General features: G+C 70.4%; 16 protein-coding genes. 7 read left to right on the forward strand and 9 right to left on the reverse strand.

Translation table 11 applies throughout. The annotated features are described in order from the left end of the window. Nucleotides 1-174 (reverse strand): adenosylhomocysteinase (locus K8V84_RS05670; RefSeq protein ID WP_304071387.1); only part of this gene is annotated, 174 nt, incomplete at its 3' end. A 130-nt stretch (nucleotides 175-304) separates the two neighbouring features. Between K8V84_RS05670 and K8V84_RS05675 the strand changes: the two genes are divergently transcribed. Together K8V84_RS05675 and K8V84_RS05680 are read left to right on the forward strand one after the other, a co-directional pair. Continuing rightward, nucleotides 305-715: a MerR family transcriptional regulator gene (locus K8V84_RS05675; RefSeq protein ID WP_304071340.1), complete on the forward strand. Its 411-nt coding sequence runs from the start codon at nucleotides 305-307 to the stop codon at nucleotides 713-715. A gap of 235 nt (nucleotides 716-950) precedes the next feature. Beyond that, nucleotides 951-2,093: a hypothetical protein gene (locus tag K8V84_RS05680; protein WP_304071343.1), complete on the forward strand. Its 1,143-nt coding sequence runs from the start codon at nucleotides 951-953 to the stop codon at nucleotides 2,091-2,093. A 20-nt stretch (nucleotides 2,094-2,113) separates the two neighbouring features. On the opposite strand, the gene K8V84_RS05685 is transcribed toward K8V84_RS05680, so the two are convergent. From K8V84_RS05685 to K8V84_RS05700, 4 genes are all read right to left on the reverse strand, one after another. Next, nucleotides 2,114-3,385, reverse strand: coding sequence for a protein kinase (locus K8V84_RS05685; protein WP_304071347.1), 1,272 nt, complete (start codon nucleotides 3,383-3,385; stop codon nucleotides 2,114-2,116). A gap of 329 nt (nucleotides 3,386-3,714) precedes the next feature. Then, on the reverse strand, nucleotides 3,715-3,897 hold the full coding sequence (locus K8V84_RS05690; protein WP_304071350.1) for a Trm112 family protein: 183 nt from the start codon (nucleotides 3,895-3,897) through the stop codon (nucleotides 3,715-3,717). A 40-nt stretch (nucleotides 3,898-3,937) separates the two neighbouring features. Then, nucleotides 3,938-5,302, reverse strand: coding sequence for a phosphomannomutase/phosphoglucomutase (locus K8V84_RS05695; RefSeq protein WP_304071353.1), 1,365 nt, complete (start codon nucleotides 5,300-5,302; stop codon nucleotides 3,938-3,940). Nucleotides 5,303-5,423: 121 nt separating this feature from the next. Beyond that, the gene (locus K8V84_RS05700) at nucleotides 5,424-5,825 is read right to left on the reverse strand and encodes a DUF3499 domain-containing protein (RefSeq protein ID WP_067607308.1); all 402 of its coding nucleotides are present in this window, start codon (nucleotides 5,823-5,825) and stop codon (nucleotides 5,424-5,426) included. 264 nt (nucleotides 5,826-6,089) lie between these two features. On the opposite strand from K8V84_RS05700, the gene K8V84_RS05705 reads away from it, so the two are divergent. Continuing rightward, the gene (locus K8V84_RS05705) at nucleotides 6,090-6,440 is read left to right on the forward strand and encodes a metallopeptidase family protein (protein WP_304071357.1); all 351 of its coding nucleotides are present in this window, start codon (nucleotides 6,090-6,092) and stop codon (nucleotides 6,438-6,440) included. A gap of 82 nt (nucleotides 6,441-6,522) precedes the next feature. Here K8V84_RS05705 and K8V84_RS05710 read toward each other — a convergent pair whose 3' ends face one another. From K8V84_RS05710 to K8V84_RS05725, 4 genes are all read right to left on the reverse strand, one after another. Beyond that, nucleotides 6,523-8,136 (reverse strand): DUF5719 family protein, encoded by a 1,614-nt coding sequence (locus K8V84_RS05710; protein ID WP_304071359.1) that lies wholly within the window; start codon nucleotides 8,134-8,136, stop codon nucleotides 6,523-6,525. Next, nucleotides 8,137-11,556 carry a glycosyltransferase gene (locus K8V84_RS05715; protein ID WP_369696606.1) on the reverse strand — a complete coding sequence of 1,140 codons (3,420 nt, stop codon included), beginning with the start codon at nucleotides 11,554-11,556 and terminating at the stop codon, nucleotides 8,137-8,139. It lies immediately after the preceding gene. 298 nt (nucleotides 11,557-11,854) lie between these two features. After that, entirely contained in the window at nucleotides 11,855-12,142 is a 288-nt protein-coding gene (locus tag K8V84_RS05720) for a WhiB family transcriptional regulator (protein ID WP_014908913.1), read from the reverse strand. A gap of 239 nt (nucleotides 12,143-12,381) precedes the next feature. Beyond that, nucleotides 12,382-13,800 (reverse strand): hypothetical protein, encoded by a 1,419-nt coding sequence (locus K8V84_RS05725; protein WP_304071374.1) that lies wholly within the window; start codon nucleotides 13,798-13,800, stop codon nucleotides 12,382-12,384. Between the two features lie 248 nt (nucleotides 13,801-14,048). Here K8V84_RS05725 and cofD point away from each other — a divergent pair, with 248 nt between their 5' ends. From cofD to K8V84_RS05745, 4 genes are all read left to right on the forward strand, one after another. Further along, nucleotides 14,049-15,032, forward strand: a complete 984-nt coding sequence (gene cofD, locus K8V84_RS05730; protein ID WP_304071377.1) for a 2-phospho-L-lactate transferase — start codon at nucleotides 14,049-14,051, stop codon at nucleotides 15,030-15,032. Next, a complete protein-coding gene (locus tag K8V84_RS05735) occupies nucleotides 15,029-16,324 on the forward strand; it encodes a coenzyme F420-0:L-glutamate ligase (RefSeq protein WP_304071379.1) in 1,296 nt (431 codons plus the stop codon). Before cofD ends, K8V84_RS05735 begins: the two co-directional genes overlap by 4 nt. 186 nt (nucleotides 16,325-16,510) lie before the next feature. Beyond that, nucleotides 16,511-18,091: a Na+/H+ antiporter gene (locus K8V84_RS05740; protein WP_304071382.1), complete on the forward strand. Its 1,581-nt coding sequence runs from the start codon at nucleotides 16,511-16,513 to the stop codon at nucleotides 18,089-18,091. 149 nt (nucleotides 18,092-18,240) lie between these two features. Next, nucleotides 18,241-19,254, forward strand: a complete 1,014-nt coding sequence (locus tag K8V84_RS05745) for a chitinase (RefSeq protein WP_304071385.1) — start codon at nucleotides 18,241-18,243, stop codon at nucleotides 19,252-19,254. The last annotated feature ends 302 nt before the right edge of the window (nucleotides 19,255-19,556 follow it).

Below are 19,556 nucleotides of genomic sequence, written 5' to 3' on the forward strand. Positions count from 1 at the left end.
CGTCTGCACGGTCATGTGCAAGGAGCCCATGATGCGGGCGCCGCGGAGGGGCTTGCTGTCCCCGTACTCGGCGCGGGTGGCCATGAGGCCGGGCATCTCGTGCTCGGCGAGGCGGATCTCGTCGCGGCCGAATTCGGCCAGGGAAAGATCGGCGACCTTGAAGTCGAATGCCATGCGTTCCTCACTCGTCAAGTCGTGGTGGCGACCTCGATTCTAGGGGCGCATCCCGACCCGGGTCACAAAGTTGACGACCGAACGTTAGATTCATCGCGTGCACAGGTGGGGGTGGGTTAAAGTCGCGTGCATGGCCGCCCGCGACACTCCTTCCATCGAACCCGACGATTCCACCGACCCCGCCCCGGTGCCGATCTCGGCGGCCGCCGAACGCGTCGGCAGCACGGCCCGTATGCTCCGCTACCGCGAGGGGCTCGGGCTGCTCCCCCGCACCCAGGACCCGCCGACCGGGCGCGGCCACCGCCACCGCCGGTTCACCGAGGAGGACCTGCGGACCATACGCGGTGGGTTGGAGCTGGAGCGCGAGTTCGACATCCCTCCGGCCGCGCTCTCCTTCGCCCTGCGGGTCCTGGCCGAACCCGAGGTCCTGGCCCGGGTACGCGCTCATGGTGAACGTCTGGGCCGGCTGGCCCCGGCGCCCGCGCGGGCCCTGGACTTCGAGAAGGAGAAGGCGATGCGCCTGCTCCGCCCCACCGTTTGAGACCGAGGATCCCCCTGGGTTCGGGCGCCCGCCGGGTCAGGGACAGGTCCGCGAAGGACTCCCTCCGACGGCGCCCGAACGGTGACCCCTGAGTCACCGGGCGGAACCCGGTCACCCCCGGCCCCATGACGCTCTTGGAACTCTCCGGTTGTCCCGGGTTCACGGCCGTCTCCGGACACCCGGACCAACCGTTCGGCATGTTTTGGCAAACCGTCCCCGGGCTACGTGAACACACGTGGACAGCCAACTCGGCGCCCCCATCCTGGAGTCCCTTCCGGATCGCGTGCGCACAGAACTCACGGACGTCGACCGCCTTCGGGCGATCTGGGCCCGGCACCGCCAGTGCCAGACCTTGGAGGCCCGGGCCGCGGCCCGACGTTCCCTCACCCACGACCGCGTCCAAAGGTGGGGCGGCGGTCCTGCGCTCGCGGACCTGCTGCTCGTCGATCCGGTCGAACCCCACCCACCGATGACCGCCGACCACATCGCCGGTCTCGCCGGTCGGGTGGCCGAACAGGCCGCCGCCTCGGGCACGCCGGAGTCCCCACTGTCCGCCGAACAGACCCGGGCCCTGGCCGAGGCCGCGATCGTGCCCGCGCACCCGGTGGTACGCGCCGCCCACGTCTACGCGGAGTGCGCGCGAAGGTTGAACGAGCTGAACGGGCCGCCCCCCGGCGCCCCCGAGGGCGCGCCCACCCGAATCCTCCCGTGGGTGCTGGCCTCCCGGGTGCTCCAGCGCGCCGACCACCCGCCGTTGCTTCCGGATCCGCGCACCCCCGCGCCCCCGGCCCGGGTCGGACCGGGAGAGGGCGGACACTTCGCCGAGCTGGTCACCCACTTCGCCCGACTGGTCACCGAGGCGTTGCGCGCGGAGATCGGGTGGGGCCCGAGGTTGGATCCCGTGATCGACGCTCCCGTGCCACCGCTGAGCGCCGTCACCCGAAGGAGGGTCCTGGACTACGTGCGCTCCCGCGGTGCCCCGGTGGAGCTCATCCTGCGAGCGCTCGATCCGAAGGCCCGCGCCACCGTGACCTCCGGCGACGGTACTTCCGGGGCCGGATGCGGAGTCGCTCCACGAGCACTGCTCACCCCCGGAGCCACGCACTGGTGGACCCGCCTGGAGCTGGAGGTCGGTGAGGTGCGCCTATCGCTGTACGTGGTGGTGCAGGACGTGGGCAGGCCGCCCTCGGGCGTGCTGGCGGTGACCGCGAACGCGCGCCTGACCACACCGGAGGGCGTCCAGGACGTCCTGGAGATGTCGGGCAGCGACAGCGTCACGGTGATGCCCAGCGACTGCGTCGACGACCGGTGGCCCCAGGTGCGCGACCTGGTGGACGAGGCGGTCTCGCGTTCGATGAACGCACTCACCCGGGCCTGAGGGCGCCCGGGCCGGGTCGGTCAGCCGCTGATCGCGAGGATGAGCACGAGCAGGAGCAGGATGACGATGGTGATGAGCACGAGCGGGATGACCCAGCCCTGCTGCAGCACCGAGTCCTTCTGTTGCTGCTGGTACCGGCCCCCGTAGGTCTGGTTGGGGTGCAGCCCGCCGGTCATCATGGGGTTCCCGCCGGGCTGCATGGCGTATCCGCCGTGTCTGGGATCCGAGCTCATGGGGTGCCCCGGCATCCCCGGCCGCGGGTTGGACACACCGGGGTTGCCCACGCCCGGGGTGGGGTTGGCGAACCCCGGGTTCTGGCCGGTTCGCGGGTCGGAGACACCCGGCGGGTAGGCCATTCCGGGTCGTGGTCCGGTCTGTGGGTAGGGGCCCGTCTGTGGCTGGACCGGCGGCAACCGCGCCCCGTTGAGCAGACCGGTCTGGGCCACCTTCTCACCCCGCTCGAACGCGTCGGCGGTGTCGTCGGCCTCGTGCCCGAGCAGCCGCATGAGGAGCTGCTGGGCGTTGGGACGGTTGTCCGGGTTCTTGTCCAGGCACGACTCGACGATGGGTCGCAGCGCGTCGTCGATGCCGTCCAGGTCCGGTGGAGCGCTGACCACCCGGTGCACCACGGCGGGCACCGTGTCGGAACCGAAGGGCGCCCGTCCGGTGGAGGAGAACGCGATCACGCATCCCCACGCGAAGATGTCGCACTTGTCGGTGATCCCGCGCCCCTCGATCTGTTCGGGCGCCATGTAGGAGGGCGTGCCGACGATCGAGTTGGTCATGGTGGCGGTGCCGTCGTCGACCCGGGCGATGCCGAAGTCGATCACCCGCGGCCCGTCCGGGCCCAACAGCACGTTGCCGGGCTTGAAGTCGCGGTGGACGATACCGGCCTTGTGGATGGCCACGAGCGCGGTCGCCGTGGACACCGCCAGTCGCTGGAGCGCGGCCCCTCGTACCGCGCGCCCCTTGGCGACGGTCTCCTGGAGGTCCTTGCCCGGCACGAACTCGCTCACCACGTACGGCGGATCGTGATCGAGTCGGGCGTCGATGATCGCCGCGGTGCAAAAGGACGCGACCCGCTGGGCGGCCCGCACCTCCTTCTCGAACCGCTTGCGCAGATCGGAGTCCTGCGACCACTGGTCGTTGAGGACCTTGACCGCGTACTCCTCACCGTCGGGGGCCTCGGCGAGGTAGACGACACCCTGGCCGCCCTTTCCGAGTCGTCCGGTCACGCTGTAGTCACCGAACGATGAGGGGTCGCTCGGCAGTAGCGATTCGGGACCGGGCATCGGTGTCCTCCAGGGAGGTCGTCTTGTGCGGGGCGCGCAGGACCAGGGTACGGGTAGGGTACGTCGCTTCGGCGTGCTGGGAGAGACGGGACCCCGTGGGTCACCGCCCGACCGACGTACCCCCTATGACTGCCCGAACGCGTAGAACGTTCCGTTTCGGCCCGCACCTTTTTCGATCCTGCCGGGGGGACCTCGTAAAGGCCCCTGGGCGAGGGGCCGGGCGCCGTCTCGTGAACCACGGAGGGTCACCGTCGACCGCCGGGCCGTCCGTTGAGGGCGGTGGCGGGCGACGGGTGGGAGGGCGAAGCGGCGAAGCCGAGGAACACCGCCTAGGACTGGGAGATCTTGCGCGCCTCGTCGACGAGCAGGACCGGGATGCCGTCCCGGATTGGATAGGCCAGGCCGCTCTCGTCGCAGACCAGCTCGTCGGTCTCGGGGTCGTGGCGCAGCGGCGCCTGGCTCTGCGGGCAGGCCAGGATCTCCAGCAGCCAGCCGTCGATCTTCGTGCTCATGATTCTCGTTCCTCGTGTGCCGGCCTCGTGCGAGGTCGGGTCAGGCGCGGACAATGTCCAGGACCTCGTCGCGCAGGCGCGCGACCTCTGTGTCGTCGGCGGCCTCGACGTTGAGCCGCAGGAGCGGCTCGGTGTTGGAGGCACGCAGGTTGAACCAGGCCCCTTCCGGCAGGGTGACGCTGAGGCCGTCGAGTTCGTCGACGGTGACTCCGTCCCGCCCGACGAACGCCTCGCGTACCGCCGCCATGCGACCGGGGGCGTCGTCGACCTTCGAGTTGATCTCACCCGAGGCCGCGTAGCGGGAGTACTCCTCCGTGATCCGCGAGAGCGGCCGTTGGTCCGCCCCCAGGACACGGAGGACGTGCATCGCCGCGAGCATACCCGTGTCCGCCCGCCAGAAGTCCCGGAAGTAGTAGTGGGCGGAGTGCTCACCACCGAAGATGGCCCCGCTCTCGGCCATGGTCGCCTTGATGAAGGAGTGGCCGACCCGGGTGCGGACGGGTTCGCCGCCGTGTTCGGTGACGATCTCGGGGACCGCCGCGGAGGTGATGAGGTTGTGGATGATGGTCGCGCCCGGTTCGCGCTTCAGTTCCTGGACGGCGACCAGAGCGGTGACCGCGGACGGGGGGACCGGCTCGCCCCGCTCGTCGATGACGAAGCAGCGGTCGGCGTCACCGTCGAAGGCCAGGCCGATGTCGGCACCGGTCTCGCGCACCTTGGCCTGGAGGTCGACCAGGTTGTCGGGGTCCAGCGGGTTGGCCGGGTGGTTGGGGAAGGTGCCGTCGAGTTCGAAGTACAGGGGCACGATCTCCAGCGGCAGGTCGCTCAGCACCGCGGGGACGGTGTGGCCGCCCATGCCGTTTCCGGCGTCCACCACGGCCTTGAGCGGCCGAGATCCCGAAAGGTCCACCAGGTCCCGCAGGTATTCGGCGTAGCCGGCGAGCAGGTCCTTCTCACTGACCGTGCCCTTCGGGCCGTCGTGGGCGGGGATCCCGGCCCCGTTCAGGCTCTCCTCCGCCAGACGACGGATGTCGTCCAGGCCGGACTCGTCACTGATCGGCGCGGCCCCGGCCCGGCACATCTTGATGCCGTTGTACTCCGCCGGGTTGTGGCTGGCGGTGAACATGGCACCGGGCATGTCCAGGGCACCGGACCCGTAGTAGAGCAGGTCGGTGGAGCCGAGTCCGGCGAACACCACGTCCACGCCCTGGGAGGTGACCCCGTCGGCGAAGGCGTGGGCGAGTTCCGGTGAGGAGGGGCGCATGTCGTGGGAGACCACGACGGAGGAAGCGGCCACCACGCGGGCGAATGCCGCACCGATCGCTCGGGCGATATCGGCGTTGAAGGTGTCCGGAATCACACCCCGCACGTCGTATGCCTTGAAGATGCTTCCGAGGTCAACCACGTCTGCTCCGGCCGGGTCGGTTCTGCCACGAGTTCGGTCCAGCGTCCGGATTCCGGACGCTGTACAAAACTAGCAAGGTACCGGCCGAGAGCCCCACGGGCATCGCCCGGGGGTCGCCCGTTCAGCCGTGCGGCCGGCGGGGGTCGCGCTGTTCGGAGCGATCGGACTTGACCACGCGCAGATGGCCGCGGCGCAGGATCTCCTGGCCCTCGCCCACGGGCTCTCCGGGGGACGGCTCGGAACGCGCGGGCGGCCGCGCCGCCTCACGTACGGCGTCCGCGAGCGCCTCCAGGTCATCGCTGCCGGGACCTCCGCCCGACGTCTCGACCGGAAGCCGGACCACCTCCCATCCGCGCGGTGCGGTCAGGCGCTCGGCGTGCATGGCGCACAGGTCGTAGCAGTGCGGTTCCACGTAGGCGGCGAGCGGACCGAGGACGGCGGTGGAGTCGGCGTAGACGTACGTGAGCGTGAATACGGCGGGCTGCCTGCACGCGGTGCGGGAACAGCGTCGAACATGGCTCACAGCGTTCGACTGTATGCCTTTACCGAGGGACACGCCAGCATCGTGTCATGAGCTGTACGTTTTCCGGGCCCACTCGCCGGCTCCGGGCGTATTCGCGGGCTTGGCGGCCCCCACCCTGGTCTTCGGTCCCGAATCGGATGGGGGCTACGCCGAGGGCCCGGGATGGCTTAGGCTCGAAGTGTGCGACGAGTGCGCCTTTCCAGTGGCCAACCAGATCGAGTCCGGCGCCGGGACCGCCGCGGCCGAGGCATCCGCGGTCCTCTCGTGCCCTCCGACCTTCCGGTGTACCGCAGCCGAGCGCAGGCTTTCGACGACCTCGTGTTGGACGCGGTCGAACGCCTCGAACGGTTGTGGGCACGTGAGCTGGCGAACGTCGACTTCCTAGTGGAGGACGTTCCGCCGGTCCCGCCCCGCGGCGAGCTGTCCGAAACGATCCCCTTCTCCCGCCTGGAGACCGACCCCGAGGGTCGGGCCAGGATCGTCGTCTACCGCCGTCCCGTCGAGATCCGGACCAAGGATCCGGACGAGATGGCCCTCCTGGTCCACGAGGCCGTGGTCGAGGAGGTCGCCAACCTGCTCGGGGTGGAGCCGGAGTCGGTCGACCCGGAGGGGTAGCGACCCGGCCCGCCCCCACGAGCCCGGATCCGGCCGTGCCAGCCCGCACGAGCCGGATCCCACCCCTGTCCGGAACCCCCTGCTAGGGGACCACCCCGGTCATGCCGTCCCGGACGACCGGCAGGCGGACCTCGGTGGGCGCGGGCCGCACGGGCAGGACGCTGATCCCCGAACCCGAGCGCAGCACCCGGGCCACGTACACCGGCCCGGAGTCGTCCAACAGCTCCAGGCGCACCGCGTATCCGTCCGCGGGGTCGGATCCCGAGGGCGGGGCCCAACCGTCGGTGTCCGTTCCGAAGACGTGCGTGGTGCCGGCCGCCACGTCGGCGCGCACGGCGTCGCCCATGCTGCCGTCGGCGGAGATGGGGGTGGCCACGACCCGGGCGTCGTTGTCGGGGGCGCCCAGGACGAGTTCCACGTCGACGTCCTCGGGTACGTCCGGGATGACGGCGGTGTCGTCCAACGGGGCCATGAGCGGATCCACGGAGGCCGTGTAGGCGGTCTCCACGACGGCCGAGTCGTCGGGGTCGACCTCCTCGACGATCACTCCGGCCACGACCGGGGCGTCGGACTCGACCACGATCGTGCCGGGGAGGCCGGCCAGGGCGCTCTCCATGGTCATCCAGGCGGAGGCCGCGGGTGGCACGTTGAGGATCATCGGATCGTCCACGGTGCCCTTGCCTTCGTTGCCGTCGTCCTCGGCCTCTTGGTCACCGTCCTCCTCGGAACCCCCCTCGGGGATCACGTACGCGCGGGCCACGACGGGTTCGTCACCGGGGGCGGCCACGATCAGGCGCCGGACACCTTCGCCGGAGGGCAGGCCGGGGATGACCTGTTCGACGTCGGGGGCCCGGGTGGGGTTGACCCAGTCGGTGTGTCCCTCGGCGTGCTCGGCGAGCAGGGAGGCGGCGACGCGACCCGTGCTGGTGCGCACGTGCACGCCGATGGAGCCGGTGTTCTGGATGAGCTCGGTGACGTCGATGGTGGTCGACTCCCCCGGTTCCAGACCGATCCCCCGGCTCTCCGGTGAGTAGGAGGGACCTTCGGCCGTGTAGACGTCGATGCTGGTGGTGGCCCGGAAGTCCTCGGGGTTGGTCAGGTGCACGGTGAGGGTCTCCAGTTCGACCCCGTCGGCGCCGCCACCGCCGGGCAGGGCGAACCAAGCACCGATACCGGGTTCACCGCAGCGGACCTCGGTGACGGCGTCGTCGGACACCGTGGTCTGGGCGACGTCCAGGCCGGAGGCCAGGGAACCCTCGGCGTTCAGCGCGGTGGGCAGGGAGACGTCGCCGGTGTCGGTACGCCAGACCCGGCCGGGTTCGGTGAGTTCCTCTCCGATCAGGTCACCGCGTTCGTCGGCGCCACCGGGACTCGGGGACCCGGCGTCGGTGTCCTCTTCCTCGGCGTCCTCGTCCTCCTGCGGGGTCCCCTCGACGGGGGTCGCCCACAGGGCCCCCTCGTCGTCGCGACCCACCCGGGGCGCGAAGGCCGCGATCGAGCTCTCCGCTCCGTCGTCCTCGGACTCGTGGGGCGCCGGGCACACGCGTGCGGCCAGTTCGGGACGGACGGTCTCGGACCGGGACACCCCGAGTTCGGGGTTGACCGGCCGAATGACGAAGGCGACCCCGAACAGGGCGAGCAGGGCCAGCGCGACCAGTCCGAACAGGGCGAACCTGTTCTCCACGATCAGGCGCATCTAACCCTCCCTCTCATCGTCGGTGCTCTCCGCGTCGTCGCGGGATTCGCCCTTGCTGTCCGCTCGGCGCTTCTTCGGAGCCCTGCGGGTACCGGCCCGCCTGGTTCCGCGCCTGCCACGGCGACGGCCGCCGACCACAGGAATGGACCCGGTGGTGGTGGGCCCGTCGTCGGGCTCGTCGACGTCCTTCGGGGAGACGCTCTCCTCGGCCGTGTCCTCCGGCGGGGCCTCGGCCTCGACGGTGGCTCCCCTGCGGGTTCCTCGGCCCCTGCCGGTCGCCGACGGGCCCTTGCGCGGACGGCGCGGACTCGGCATCGGGGTGGACTCGATGAGACGCCGTTCCTCCTCGGTGCGCACACCGGGCGCGGCCAGCACCGACACGATCAGCAGCAGTACGCCCTGGGTGAGAACCCAGGCCCGTTGCACCAGGTCGGTGTGCCGGATCCGCAGTTCGCCGCCGTGCACCGGCAGGGTCCAGGCCTGGGTGCCGTTCTCGGTCTCCACAGGGGTGAGCTCGACACCGTCCAGACTGGCCTCCCAGTCGTCATCGGCGGTTTCGGCCAGGGCCAGGCGGCGTCCGGTGTGGCCTTCCTCGACCCGGGCGGTGAGCTCGTCGGCGGAACCGTCCACGGTGAGCGTCTCGGCGGTCACACCGTCCTCGGCGATCACGCGCAGCGCACCGGTGGGCTCGGCGATCCGCCAGAGCCCGTAGTGGTGGGAGAGCGACTGCCGGCCCAGGCCGGGGGTGCCATCGAGGATGTCGACCATGGTGGCGTCCGCGGGTCCGCTCAGTTCGGGCCGGGGGTAGAGCACGTACTGGATGCCATGGTCGAGCAGGGTGACCAACTGGTCGCCCTGACCGGCGGCGAGTTCGGCCACCGCCCGGTCCATGGCGGCGCGGGTCTCGGGGTCGGGCACGAGCCGTTCCTCACCCAGACGGGGTTCGCGGCCTCGCGCCACCACGTAGTCGAAACCGCCGTCATCGGCGGGGGTGACGATGAGGGTGCGGGGTCGGGTGCCGTCGCCGCTGACGCTGATCAGGGCGCCGGGAACGGCCGGGGTGGCGTCCGCGGTGAGGGGCCCGTCGACGCCCTCCCACATCCACAGACCGGCCGCGGTGAGCGGGGTGGCCAGGGCGAGGGTGGCCACACCCAGGGCGAAGTACCGCTTGAGGCCCCCTCCCCTGATCATGTTGCCGAACGCCCGTGCCGCCGTGGCCGCCGTGAGCAGCACGGCGGTGGCGACGAAGGCGAGCGCGACCCCGGGCCAGACCTGGGCGGGCGGCCCACCGAAGTAGGGCTCGACCACGACCCTGCTGGTGAGGATCGCGATGAGCAGACCGAACAGGGCGAGCGACCAGCCCGCCGCCACGATCATCCGGTTGCGGAGCAGCAGCAGCGAGCACAGCGCCGCCGCGATGAACCCGGCGGTGACCCAGTACGGCGGGGTGCCGGGACCGCCGGGGGACAGCATGAGCAGCTCGACGGGGGTGGCCCCGGGGTCGGACAGCTCGGGCCGGTGCAGCCCCGCCTCCAACAGCCACAGGCTCGGGTGCAGCAGGAGTTCGAGGGTCCACGGCATGAGCAGCACCAGCGGCACGCCCAGGCCGATTCCGATGCTGACGTAGATGCGACGGCCCAGGTGACCGAAGGCCAGCGCCACGAGCACCCCGGTGACCAGGCACAGCAGCCAGACGAGGGGGACGAAGGCGGTGGCCACGGTCAGGGTCAGTCCGAGTCCCCAGGCGGCCCGTCGGGAGGGCTTGGGCGGCATGGACACGAGCCGGACCAGCAGCAGTCCGAGGATCGGCAGGAGTGCGTGCACCAGGGCCGTCCCCAGGCGGCCCTGGGCGACCGCACCGGTGGCCATCGGCATCAACGCGTAGGCGCCGGCCATCCACAGACGGGCCGGACGGTAGCCCAGCACCTCCCTGGCGAGCAGGTAGGCGGTCAGCCCGGCCAGGGGGACGCAACCCAGCAGGATCACCATGACGGCGGCCCAGGGTTGGCCCAGGGTGACGGTCGACAGCAGCGCCAGCACACCCACGTAGGGCGGGACAGGGCCGTCGGTGCCCACACCGATGTCGGGATGCGCGGACAGGTACAGGTTCCACAGGTCGGCGGCGTTGCCCGCCACCGCGGGCAGCGCGCCCCCGGCGAGCAGGTCGCCGAAGAAGAGCGAGCGTTCGGCGACGATCGTGATCACGGTCAGCCCGATGACCAGCATCGGACCGGGCTGCAGGACCACCCGGCGCAGGAACGAGTTGGAGTCGTCGGCCACCCCGTCCTCTTCCTCACCGGGCGGGACGGTCACGGCCTGGTGCCGACCCGCGGTGTCGCCGACCGGTTCGCCGGTGAGGAGGCCGGTGACCGCGTCGGCGAACTGCCTGGCGGCCACGCCGTGGGCGAGGAAGGGACGGATCGCGCTGTAGGTTCGGCGACGGTCGCGTCGGCGGCGGAACCGGGCCTTGGCCAACCGGAACGGCCTGCCGTAGACCATGGTGATCGCGGCCGCCTCGTCCAGCGCGTTGGCCGGCTGTTTGATGAACAGGTACAGGATCACCCGCAGCAGTGAGGCGACCGAGTTGCGCAGTAGGGCGAACACCATGCCGCCGGCGGGCAGGTTGGCGAGCAGCACGAACACCGCGTGCCTGCGGTCGATCCGGCGGGGGTGGTTGCGGGTGGCCGTGATGCGCCTACGACGGCGGGCCGAGGCCTCGGCGTGGTAGGCGACGGCCTCCGTGACCAGGCGCACCCTCAGGCCGGCGCCGCCCACACGCCAGCAGAAGTCGATGTCGTCGCGGAACAGGGGCAGCGCCGGGTCGAACCCGCCCAGCCGTTCCCACACGTCGCGGCGGACCAGCATGCCCGCGCTGGAGACGGCCAGGACCTGGCGGGTGCCGTCGTGCTGACCGTGGTCGAACTCACGCTGTTCCAGACCGGTCTCGCGGCGGCCGGCCCCGTCGATGGTGACACCGATCTCGACCAGGAGCCTGCGGTCGAACCAGTCACGGAGCTTGGGGCCCAGGACAGCGGTGCGGGGGTCGTTGTCCGCCGCGGTCAGCAGCTGTTCGAGGGTGTCCTTCTCCGGGGTGAGGTCGTCGTGGATCAGCCACAGCCACTCGGTGGCGTCCTCGTCGAAACCCCGCACCTCGGTGGTGGAACGCGGCAGGTCCAGGGCGGCCCGGATCGCGTCGCCGTACCCGGTGTCGTCGGGCAGGTCGATCATCGCGTCGTCGGGCAGGTGATCCGCGAGGATGTCGGTACTTCCGTCGGAGCTGCCGGTGTCGGCCGCCACCACACGCTGGACCGGCCGGGTCTGCGCACGCAGCGCGGACAGGGTCTCCGGCAACCAGCGTGCTCCGTCGTGGGACACGATGACAGCGGTGACGACGTGACGGGCGGAATCCAGGTCATGCACGGCTGTGGTGGGTTCTCTCCGGGAGATGGGGTGGCACCCGTGCTGCACGGGCCGGGGGTGTGCTCCGGCCGATCCGGCCGGTCGGCGCCTTGAGTGCGCCGGGCGGATCGCGGGCGCGAAGGCGGGACATCACGATACGCCACCCCGCACCATTACGGGTCTATTCGGGCCGGGGGGACGGTGCGACCATATCGGAGCATTCGCACCATCTGTGGGGGGAGGGCATGGCCCTGGGCCGCCCCCCACATGAGAAAAGCGCGCCCGGGCTCGTGCCCGGACGCGCTATGGCGCCGGCTCCTCAGAGCATGTCCGCCAGGAAATCGAAATCTCCCCCGGCGGCTTTCTTCAGCCTTCGGCGCTCGCGCTCGGAGAGTCCCCCCCAGATGCCGAAGCGTTCATCGTGCTCCAGCGCGTATTCCAGGCACTCCGCACGCACCTCGCACGACTGACAGACCTTCTTGGCTTCCCTGGTGGAGCCGCCCTTCTCGGGGAAGAACGCCTCCGGGTCGGTCTGCGCGCACAAGGCACGTTCCTGCCAGCCCAGATCTTCATCCGAGCCGTGCGCCAGCGGGATGACCTCGCTCATGCGCACCTCCTGTAGCCCCCCAATAGATGTCCCGACCCTTTTCATCCCCCGGGTCGGGCGGAAATCCCACATTGGAATTACACGTGGATGCTCGACCTACGGTCAAGCGCCCTGCGTGGTAATCCACTGAATATCATGCAACGAGCCTCCAACGGCAGGCCCGCGATGTCCGTTCTGTGGATTACCACGCCATTCACGTACCTTCCAAGGTGCGCTCCTGGGAGGCCTACCAGGATGGATCAGCGCTGGCCGTCGTTGCCGTACCAGTTCTGTTGGCCATCGGTCCCGCCCTGTCCTTGCTGGTCAGAGCCGTAACCGGCACCGGATCCGTACTGGTTCCCGTAGGTACCGGCGTTCGGATCCGACGTCTCGCCACCAGTGTTCTCACCGGAGTTAAAGAATCCTTCAACTCCGCCTTCGGAAGGCGTCTCCTGGCCCGGCTGGGCCTGGGCCTGGTTCTGGTACCAACCGTTCTGGATGGCGTCCTGGGCCTGCTGGTCGGCGGCCGGCTGACCCTCGTAGGGCTGCGGGGCGTACTGGGAGGGGTCGTAGCCCTGCCCGTACTCGGCCGGCTGCGCGGCCTGCTGAGCGCCCGTGCCGTACTGCTGGGCGTAGGCGTCGGCGTTGTACTGCTGACCGTAGGAGTCGGCCCCGTACTGCTGTCCGTAGGCGGCCTGCTGCTGGGCGGCCGCGTCCGGCTGCTGACCGTAGGGGTCCTGACCGTAGGCCTGCTGGGCACCGGTCCCGTACGCCTGCTGGTCGCCCGTGCCGTACTGCCGGCCGTAGGCGTCCTGACCATAGGCGGCCTGCTGAGCGCCGGTGCCGTACTGCTGGGCGTAGGCGTCCTGGCCATAGCCCTGCTGAGCGCCGGTCCCGTACTGCTGGGCCGCCGAATCCTGGCCGTAGGCGACCTGCTGCTGGGCGGCGTCCTGCTGCTGACCGTAGGGGTCCTGGCCATAGCCCTGCTGGGCGCCGGTGCCGTACTGCTGGGCGGCGTCCTGCTGCTGACCGTAGGGGTCCTGGCCGTAGGCCGCCTGCTGCTGCGCGGCCTCCTGGCCGTACTGCTGGGCGTAGGCCGCCTGCTGCGCCGCCGGGTCCTGACCGTAGGCCTGGGCCGGGTCGGCCGACGGGTAGCCCTGCTGGGCGAAGCCCTGCTGCGCACCGGTGACCGGGGGGAACTGCTGCGGGTACTGGACCTGCTGCTGCGGCTGCGCGCGCGGAACCAGGTTCGGGTCGTTGAACGCCTTCAACAGGGCGAACCCGAAGAAACCGAGCACCGCGCCGAGGGCGGCCCGGGACAGGAAGCCGGAGAACGCCAGACCACCGTTGTTGATGTCGATGAACCCGCTGATCAGACCGATCAGGCAGAAGAGCAGCCCGACCCCGACCATGATCATCGCGGTGAGGACCACCGGGAAGGAGTTCGGGCGGGTGCGCTCACCGGTCAGCACCAGGGCCACCGCCGCGACCAGCAGCAGGGTGACGTTGAAGCCGTAGAAGGACGAACCGGCCCCTCCCATGGCCCCGGCGAAGCTCCCGCCGATCTCGCTCGAAACGATGATCAGATCGATGAGACCCGAGAGCATCGTGACACCCACGGCCCCCAACAGGACCCAGGCCCCGGGCAGGCGCAGGCGTTCTAGTGTTTCGTTGTTCAAGAGAGGTTCCCCTCTGCTGCTTCGCCATCGCGTCGGAGGAAGCTTGGCATATCGTCGGACTGTCGGGTGAATCGGCTCGACCGTGCGTGGGCGGGACTTAAGGGACACCGAACGCGGAGCCGATGGGGTGGGATGGTGACCGCCACCAGAAGGTTCGCAAACCGCTTGCACCGGATCGGTCACGATGGATCGCGCCCACCGTGGGGCAGACGACCCATACGCCTCCCCAGCCTGCCAGACTTGGGCGCATGCGGATAGTCGTACCGGCCGGCGGTATCGGCGGCGCACGTTTCCTCCGCGGCCTCAAGGCCGCCTTGGGAACGGACGCGTCGACCGGCCCGGACCAGGCCACAGACCACGAGATCACCGTCATCGGCAACACCGGTGACGACATCACCCTCTTCGGCCTCCGGATCTGTCCGGACCTGGACACCGTGATGTACACCCTGGGCGGTGGGATCAACGAGGAACAAGGCTGGGGCAGGACCGACGAGACCTTCACGGTCAAGGAGGAACTCGCCGCCTACGGGATGAAACCCACCTGGTTCGGGCTCGGCGATCGGGACACCGCCACGCATATCGTACGGGCGCAGATGATCGCCGCGGGTTTCCCCCTCTCCGCGATCACCGAGGCGCTGTGCGACCGTTGGAAGCCGGGGGTGCGGCTGCTCCCGATGAGCGACGACCAGGTCGAGACGCACGTCGTCGTCGAGGACGAGCAGGGGCGCCGGGCCATCCACTTCCAGGAGTGGTGGATCAAACACCGTGCCGCGCTGCCGGCCTCGGAGATCATCTCCGTGGGAGCGGACACCGCCAAGCCCGCCCCCGGCGTGCTGCGCGCCATCCGTGACGCGGACGTGGTCCTGCTGCCACCGTCCAACCCGGTGGTCAGCGTGGGCTCCGTCCTCGGTGTCCCGGGGATCCGCGAGGCCCTCGTCGACAAGACCGTGGTGGGCGTCTCCCCCATCATCGGCGGCGCGCCCGTCCGCGGGATGGCCGACGCCTGCCTGACCGCGATCGGGGTCCAGACCAGCGCGGGGGCGGTCGCCGAGCACCTGGGCTCGGACCTGCTGGACGGATGGCTGGTCGACGAGGCCGACTCCGACACCAAGGTCGACGGGATCGAGGTCCGGTCCCGCCCGCTCTACATGAGCGATCCGGAGACCACCGAGGCGCTGGCCCGGGCCGCACTGGACCTGGCCCTGGAGCTGCGCGGGGACGAGGCCCGGTGAACGCCGGGTTCCGGGTGCGCGGGGTCGCCGGGATGCCGGAGGTGCGCGAGGGCGACGACCTGGCCGCGCTCGTCGTCGACGCGGTGGCGGCCTCGGGCGAGCCCCTGGTCGACGGCGACGTGTTGGTCGTCACCTCCAAGATCGTCAGCAAGGCCGAAGGGCGCGCGGTGCGGATGGACCGTGAAGAGGCCATCGACGCCGAGACCGAACGGGTGGTGGCCCGCATGGGCCGGACCCGGATCGTGCAGACCCGGCAGGGGCTGGTGATGGCCGCCGCCGGGGTGGACGCCTCCAACGTCGAGCCCGGGACGGTGTTGTTGCTGCCCGAGGACTCCGACGCCTCCGCCCGCGCCCTGCGCGCCGGGATCACCCGACGTCTGGGCGTGCGTGTGGCCGTGGTGGTCTCCGACACCTTCGGTCGCCCCTGGCGGGTGGGCCAGACCGACGTGGCGATCGGGGTGGCGGGGCTGCGCGCGGTGCAGGATCTGCGCGGCACGGTCGACACCCACGGCAACCTCATGGAGGCCACGGTCAACGCGGTCGCCGACGAGATCGCCGGCGCCGGTGAACTGGTCAAGGGCAAGACCAGCGCGGTTCCGGTGGCGGTCGTGTCGGGCCTGGGCGGCCTGGTCACCGAGGAGGACGGTCCCGGCGCCGCCGAACTGATCCGTCCGGCCGACGCCGACCTGTTCCGCTATGGCTCGCGTGAGGTGGTCCCGGCCCGACGGACGGTGCGCTCCTTCTCCGACCGGCCGGTCGACCCGGCGTTGGTGCGCCGCGCCGTGGCCACCGCGGTGACCGCCCCGGCTCCGCACCACACCACGCCATGGCGGTTCGTCATGGTGGAGTCGTCCCACACCCGCAAGCGTCTGCTGGACGAGATGTTGCGGGCGTGGGTGACCGACCTTCGCGGGGACGGATTCACCGAGGAGCAGATCGCCCGGCGGACCCGGCGCGGTGACGTGCTGCGCCAGGCCCCTTACCTGGTGGTGCCGTTCCTGGTGGCGGACGGGGCGCATCCGTACCCGGACGAGCGCCGGGCCGACGCCGAGCGGTCGATGTTCCAGGTGGCGATGGGCGCCGGGGTGCAGAACCTGCTGGTGGGGTTGGCCATGGAGGGGCTGGGTTCGGCCTGGATCTCCTCCACCATGTTCTGCGCGGACGTGGTCCGAGAGGTGCTGGAGGTCCCCGACGACTGGCGTCCGATGGGTTCGGTGGCCGTGGGGTACGCGGCCGAACCTCCCAAGGACCGCCCGCCCCGGGATCCCGACGACTTCGTCGTGGTGCGCTGAGCCCCGCTCCCCGACTCCTCGGTTCCACGTCAGGACGCGCCGCCCGCCACACGGGCGGCGCGTCCTCGTGTCGTGGCCGCCCGACCGCTGCATGCTGGTCCTGTGCGCGACCGACGATAGGGCGTGTTCCATGGATGCGCCGCGCAGCAGGGCAAGTATTCGCGGAACACACCCTAGGGGGCCCGGGTGCGCGTGGAAGAGTACGTGATCGCCACGTTGATCGTGGTGGTGGCGGTCATCGTGGGGCAGCTCGTCTCCGGGCGGATCCGGGTGCCCGGCGCCGTGGTGCTGGTGATGCTGGGGATGCTCCTGGGCGTGGTCCCGTGGATGCACTCGCTGTCGATCACCCCCGAGGTCATCCTCCTGGTCTTCCTGCCGCCGCTGATCTACAACGCGGCGTTCTTCTCCTCGCCCAAGGACATGCGCGACCTGATGCGACCCATCATCGTGATGTCGGTGGGGATGACCCTGGCGACGGCGTTCGGGTTGGCCGCGGTCGTCCACCTGTTGTTGCCGGGCACCGGGTGGCCCGCCGCGATCGCCTTGGGGGCGGCGATCGCGCCGACCGACGCCGTGGCCGCCTCGGCGATCCTCAAGCGCGCGGGAACACCGCGCCGGGTGCTGACGATCCTGGAGGGCGAGTCCCTGATCAACGACGGGGTGGCGCTCACCCTGTTCGGTCTGGCGGTCACCGCGATGGTGCACCCCCTCACCCCTGGGGACGCCGCCCTGGAGCTGGGCAAGGTCGTGGTGGGAGGGGTGACCTACGGGGCGTTGGTGGCCGTGGTCGTCGCCTGGGCGCGCGGCCGGATCCGGGACGCCTCGTTGCAGCTGATGGTGTCGTTGGTCATCCCGTTCGTGGCCTACATCCCCGCGGAGATGGCGGGGTTCTCCGGGGTGCTGGCGGCGGTGGTGGCCGGGTTCTACCTGGGCACGCACGGGGAGGGTCTGTTGCCGCCCCGGGTACGGGTGAGCGGCCAGACCATCTGGGGCACGCTGGTGACCCTGTTGGAGGCGATGCTGTTCGTCCTTTTGGGATTGCAGTTGGACGCGGTGGTCACCACCGTGCGGGAGAGCTTCGACTTCCTGTACCTGGTGTCGGTGGCCTTGGCCGTGACCGCGACGGCGATCGTACTGCGCGCGCTGCTGATGCTGTTGTTCGTCCCCCCACGACGTCTCGTACCGCGGCTGAGATCGGACCTCCCGTCCTTCCGTGAGCGCGTCGCGATCGGATGGAGCGGTATGCGCGGGGCGGTGTCCCTGGCGATCGCGCTCTCGTTGCCCGCGACGCTGGACGGGGACCCGTTCACGGACCGGGGCGGGCTCATCTTCGTCGCCGGCGTGGTGGTGATGGGAACCCTGGTCGGGCAGGGGGCGACGCTGCCGTGGCTGCTGCGCCGTCTGGGGCTGACCGACGAGGGCACCCGGCGCAAGGAGTACCTGCGGGCCGAATACGAGATGGACTGCGCGGCCGTGCGCAAGGTCGACGAACTGCTCACCTCGGGCGAGATCGAGGACGAGGTGGCGAATGTGGTTCGAGAGAGGTACTCACGGCGGATCGGACGACTGAAGAAGCTGCTCGACACCGAGGAGGGCGACCTGGACCGGATACGACGGGACCGGGGCGCGGTGTTCGGACAGATCGACCAGGCGCGGCGGGACGCGTTGATGTCGCTGTACCGCTCGGGGGAGATCGACCACGACGTGTTCACCGGGATCGGCAAGGAGTTGGACCTGCGTGACAAGGGCGGCGGGATCGGCCCCTGATAACGGTCGGTACCGGGTACCCAAGAAAACTACAAACTTTCTTAACCATTTCCGTTGACGGGCACCCACGGTAACTCTAAGGTCTCCTAACAATTACCGGATCACAGAGCACCTTCGTCTCCCTGCTCGACGAAAGGAACAACCCCCTCATGCTCATCACCCGAAAGGCCCGGCTCGCCCTCATCGGCGGCCTCGCCGCGGCCACCACCGCGCTCGTCTCCTCCTGTGGCGCGACCGCCGAGCCGGCCGAGACCGTCGCCAACGCCGAATCCGTCGAGGTCCAACAGACCGACCAGTGGCTGACCGGCTACTGGCACAACTTCGACAACGGTTCCGTCGTGATGCCGCTCGCGGACGTCCCCTCCGAGTACAACCTGGTGCCGGTGGCCTTCGCCGACAACCACCCCGAACTCGACGGCGGCATCACGTTCGACCTCGCCAGTGACGAACTGGGCGGGTACACCGACGAGCAGTTCCGCGAGGACATCACCACCCTGCAGGCCGAGGGCCGCAAGGTGATCATCTCCGTGGGCGGCGAGACCGGACACGTCGACGTCACCGACCCCACCCAGGCGCAGAACTTCGCCGACACCACCTACGAGCTGATGCAGGACTACGGGTTCGACGGCGTCGACATCGACCTGGAGCACGGCATCGACGCCCAGCACATGAGCGACGCCCTGCACGACCTCAGTGGCCGGGTCGGCTCCGACCTGATCATCACGATGGCCCCGCAGACCATCGACTTCCAGAGCCCGGACGCCGGGTACTACCAGCTGGCGGAGAACATCTCCGACATCCTCACCATCGTGAACATGCAGTACTACAACTCCGGCTCGATGCTGGGGTGTGACGGCAACGTCTACGAACAGGGCACCAGCGACTTCGTCGCGGCCCTGGCCTGCATCCAGCTGGAGATGGGGCTGAGCGCCGACCAGGTCGGCCTGGGCCTGCCCGCCACCTCCGACGCCGCCGGCGGCGGGTACATGCCGCCGAGCGACGTGGTCGCCGCCCTGGACTGCCTGCAGACCGGCGGAAGCTGCGGCGCCTTCTCCCCGGAGAGCCCCTACGGCCAGATCGGCGGAGTGATGACCTGGTCCGTCAACTGGGACTCCGTGAACGGCTACGACTTCGCCCAGACCGTGTCCGCGGCCCTGGTGTAGAAGGGAACCATCCGCGGGAGCACTCCCACCCGCGGCCTGGCGCGGCCCGCACCTCCCCTCGCCGGGCCGCACCGCACGAGGGGCGGGACGCCATCACCGGCGTCCCGCCCCTTCGGGTTCGGGGCCCTTCAGACCACGGGCAGGTTCGGGCGCAGGATGCTCGGGGCGACGCCATCGCTGGCCTCGGCCACCCTCCGGCGTTCCTCCGGGACCGGACCGTAGGTGGTGGTGCGCTGGCGAACGGGACGACCCGTCGGCCCCACCAGGGCCTTGATGTCGCTGATCGTCTTGTACGAGCCCTG

It is taken from the genome of Nocardiopsis listeri (genome assembly GCF_020741345.1).
Classification (GTDB): domain Bacteria; phylum Actinomycetota; class Actinomycetes; order Streptosporangiales; family Streptosporangiaceae; genus Nocardiopsis; species Nocardiopsis listeri_A.

Bases quoted from the DNA above. Each gene is read 5' to 3' on its own strand.
- K8V84_RS05710 (WP_304071359.1), bottom strand. From the start codon at position 8,136: ATGCGCCTGATCGTGGAGAACAGGTTCGCCCTGTTCGGACTGGTCGCG.
- K8V84_RS05745 (WP_304071385.1), top strand. From the start codon at position 18,241: ATGCTCATCACCCGAAAGGCCCGGCTCGCCCTCATCGGCGGCCTCGCC.
- K8V84_RS05690 (WP_304071350.1), bottom strand. From the start codon at position 3,897: ATGAGCACGAAGATCGACGGCTGGCTGCTGGAGATCCTGGCCTGCCCG.
- cofD (WP_304071377.1), top strand. From the start codon at position 14,049: ATGCGGATAGTCGTACCGGCCGGCGGTATCGGCGGCGCACGTTTCCTC.
- K8V84_RS05720 (WP_014908913.1), bottom strand. From the start codon at position 12,142: ATGAGCGAGGTCATCCCGCTGGCGCACGGCTCGGATGAAGATCTGGGC.
- K8V84_RS05685 (WP_304071347.1), bottom strand. From the start codon at position 3,385: ATGCCCGGTCCCGAATCGCTACTGCCGAGCGACCCCTCATCGTTCGGT.
- K8V84_RS05675 (WP_304071340.1), top strand. From the start codon at position 305: ATGGCCGCCCGCGACACTCCTTCCATCGAACCCGACGATTCCACCGAC.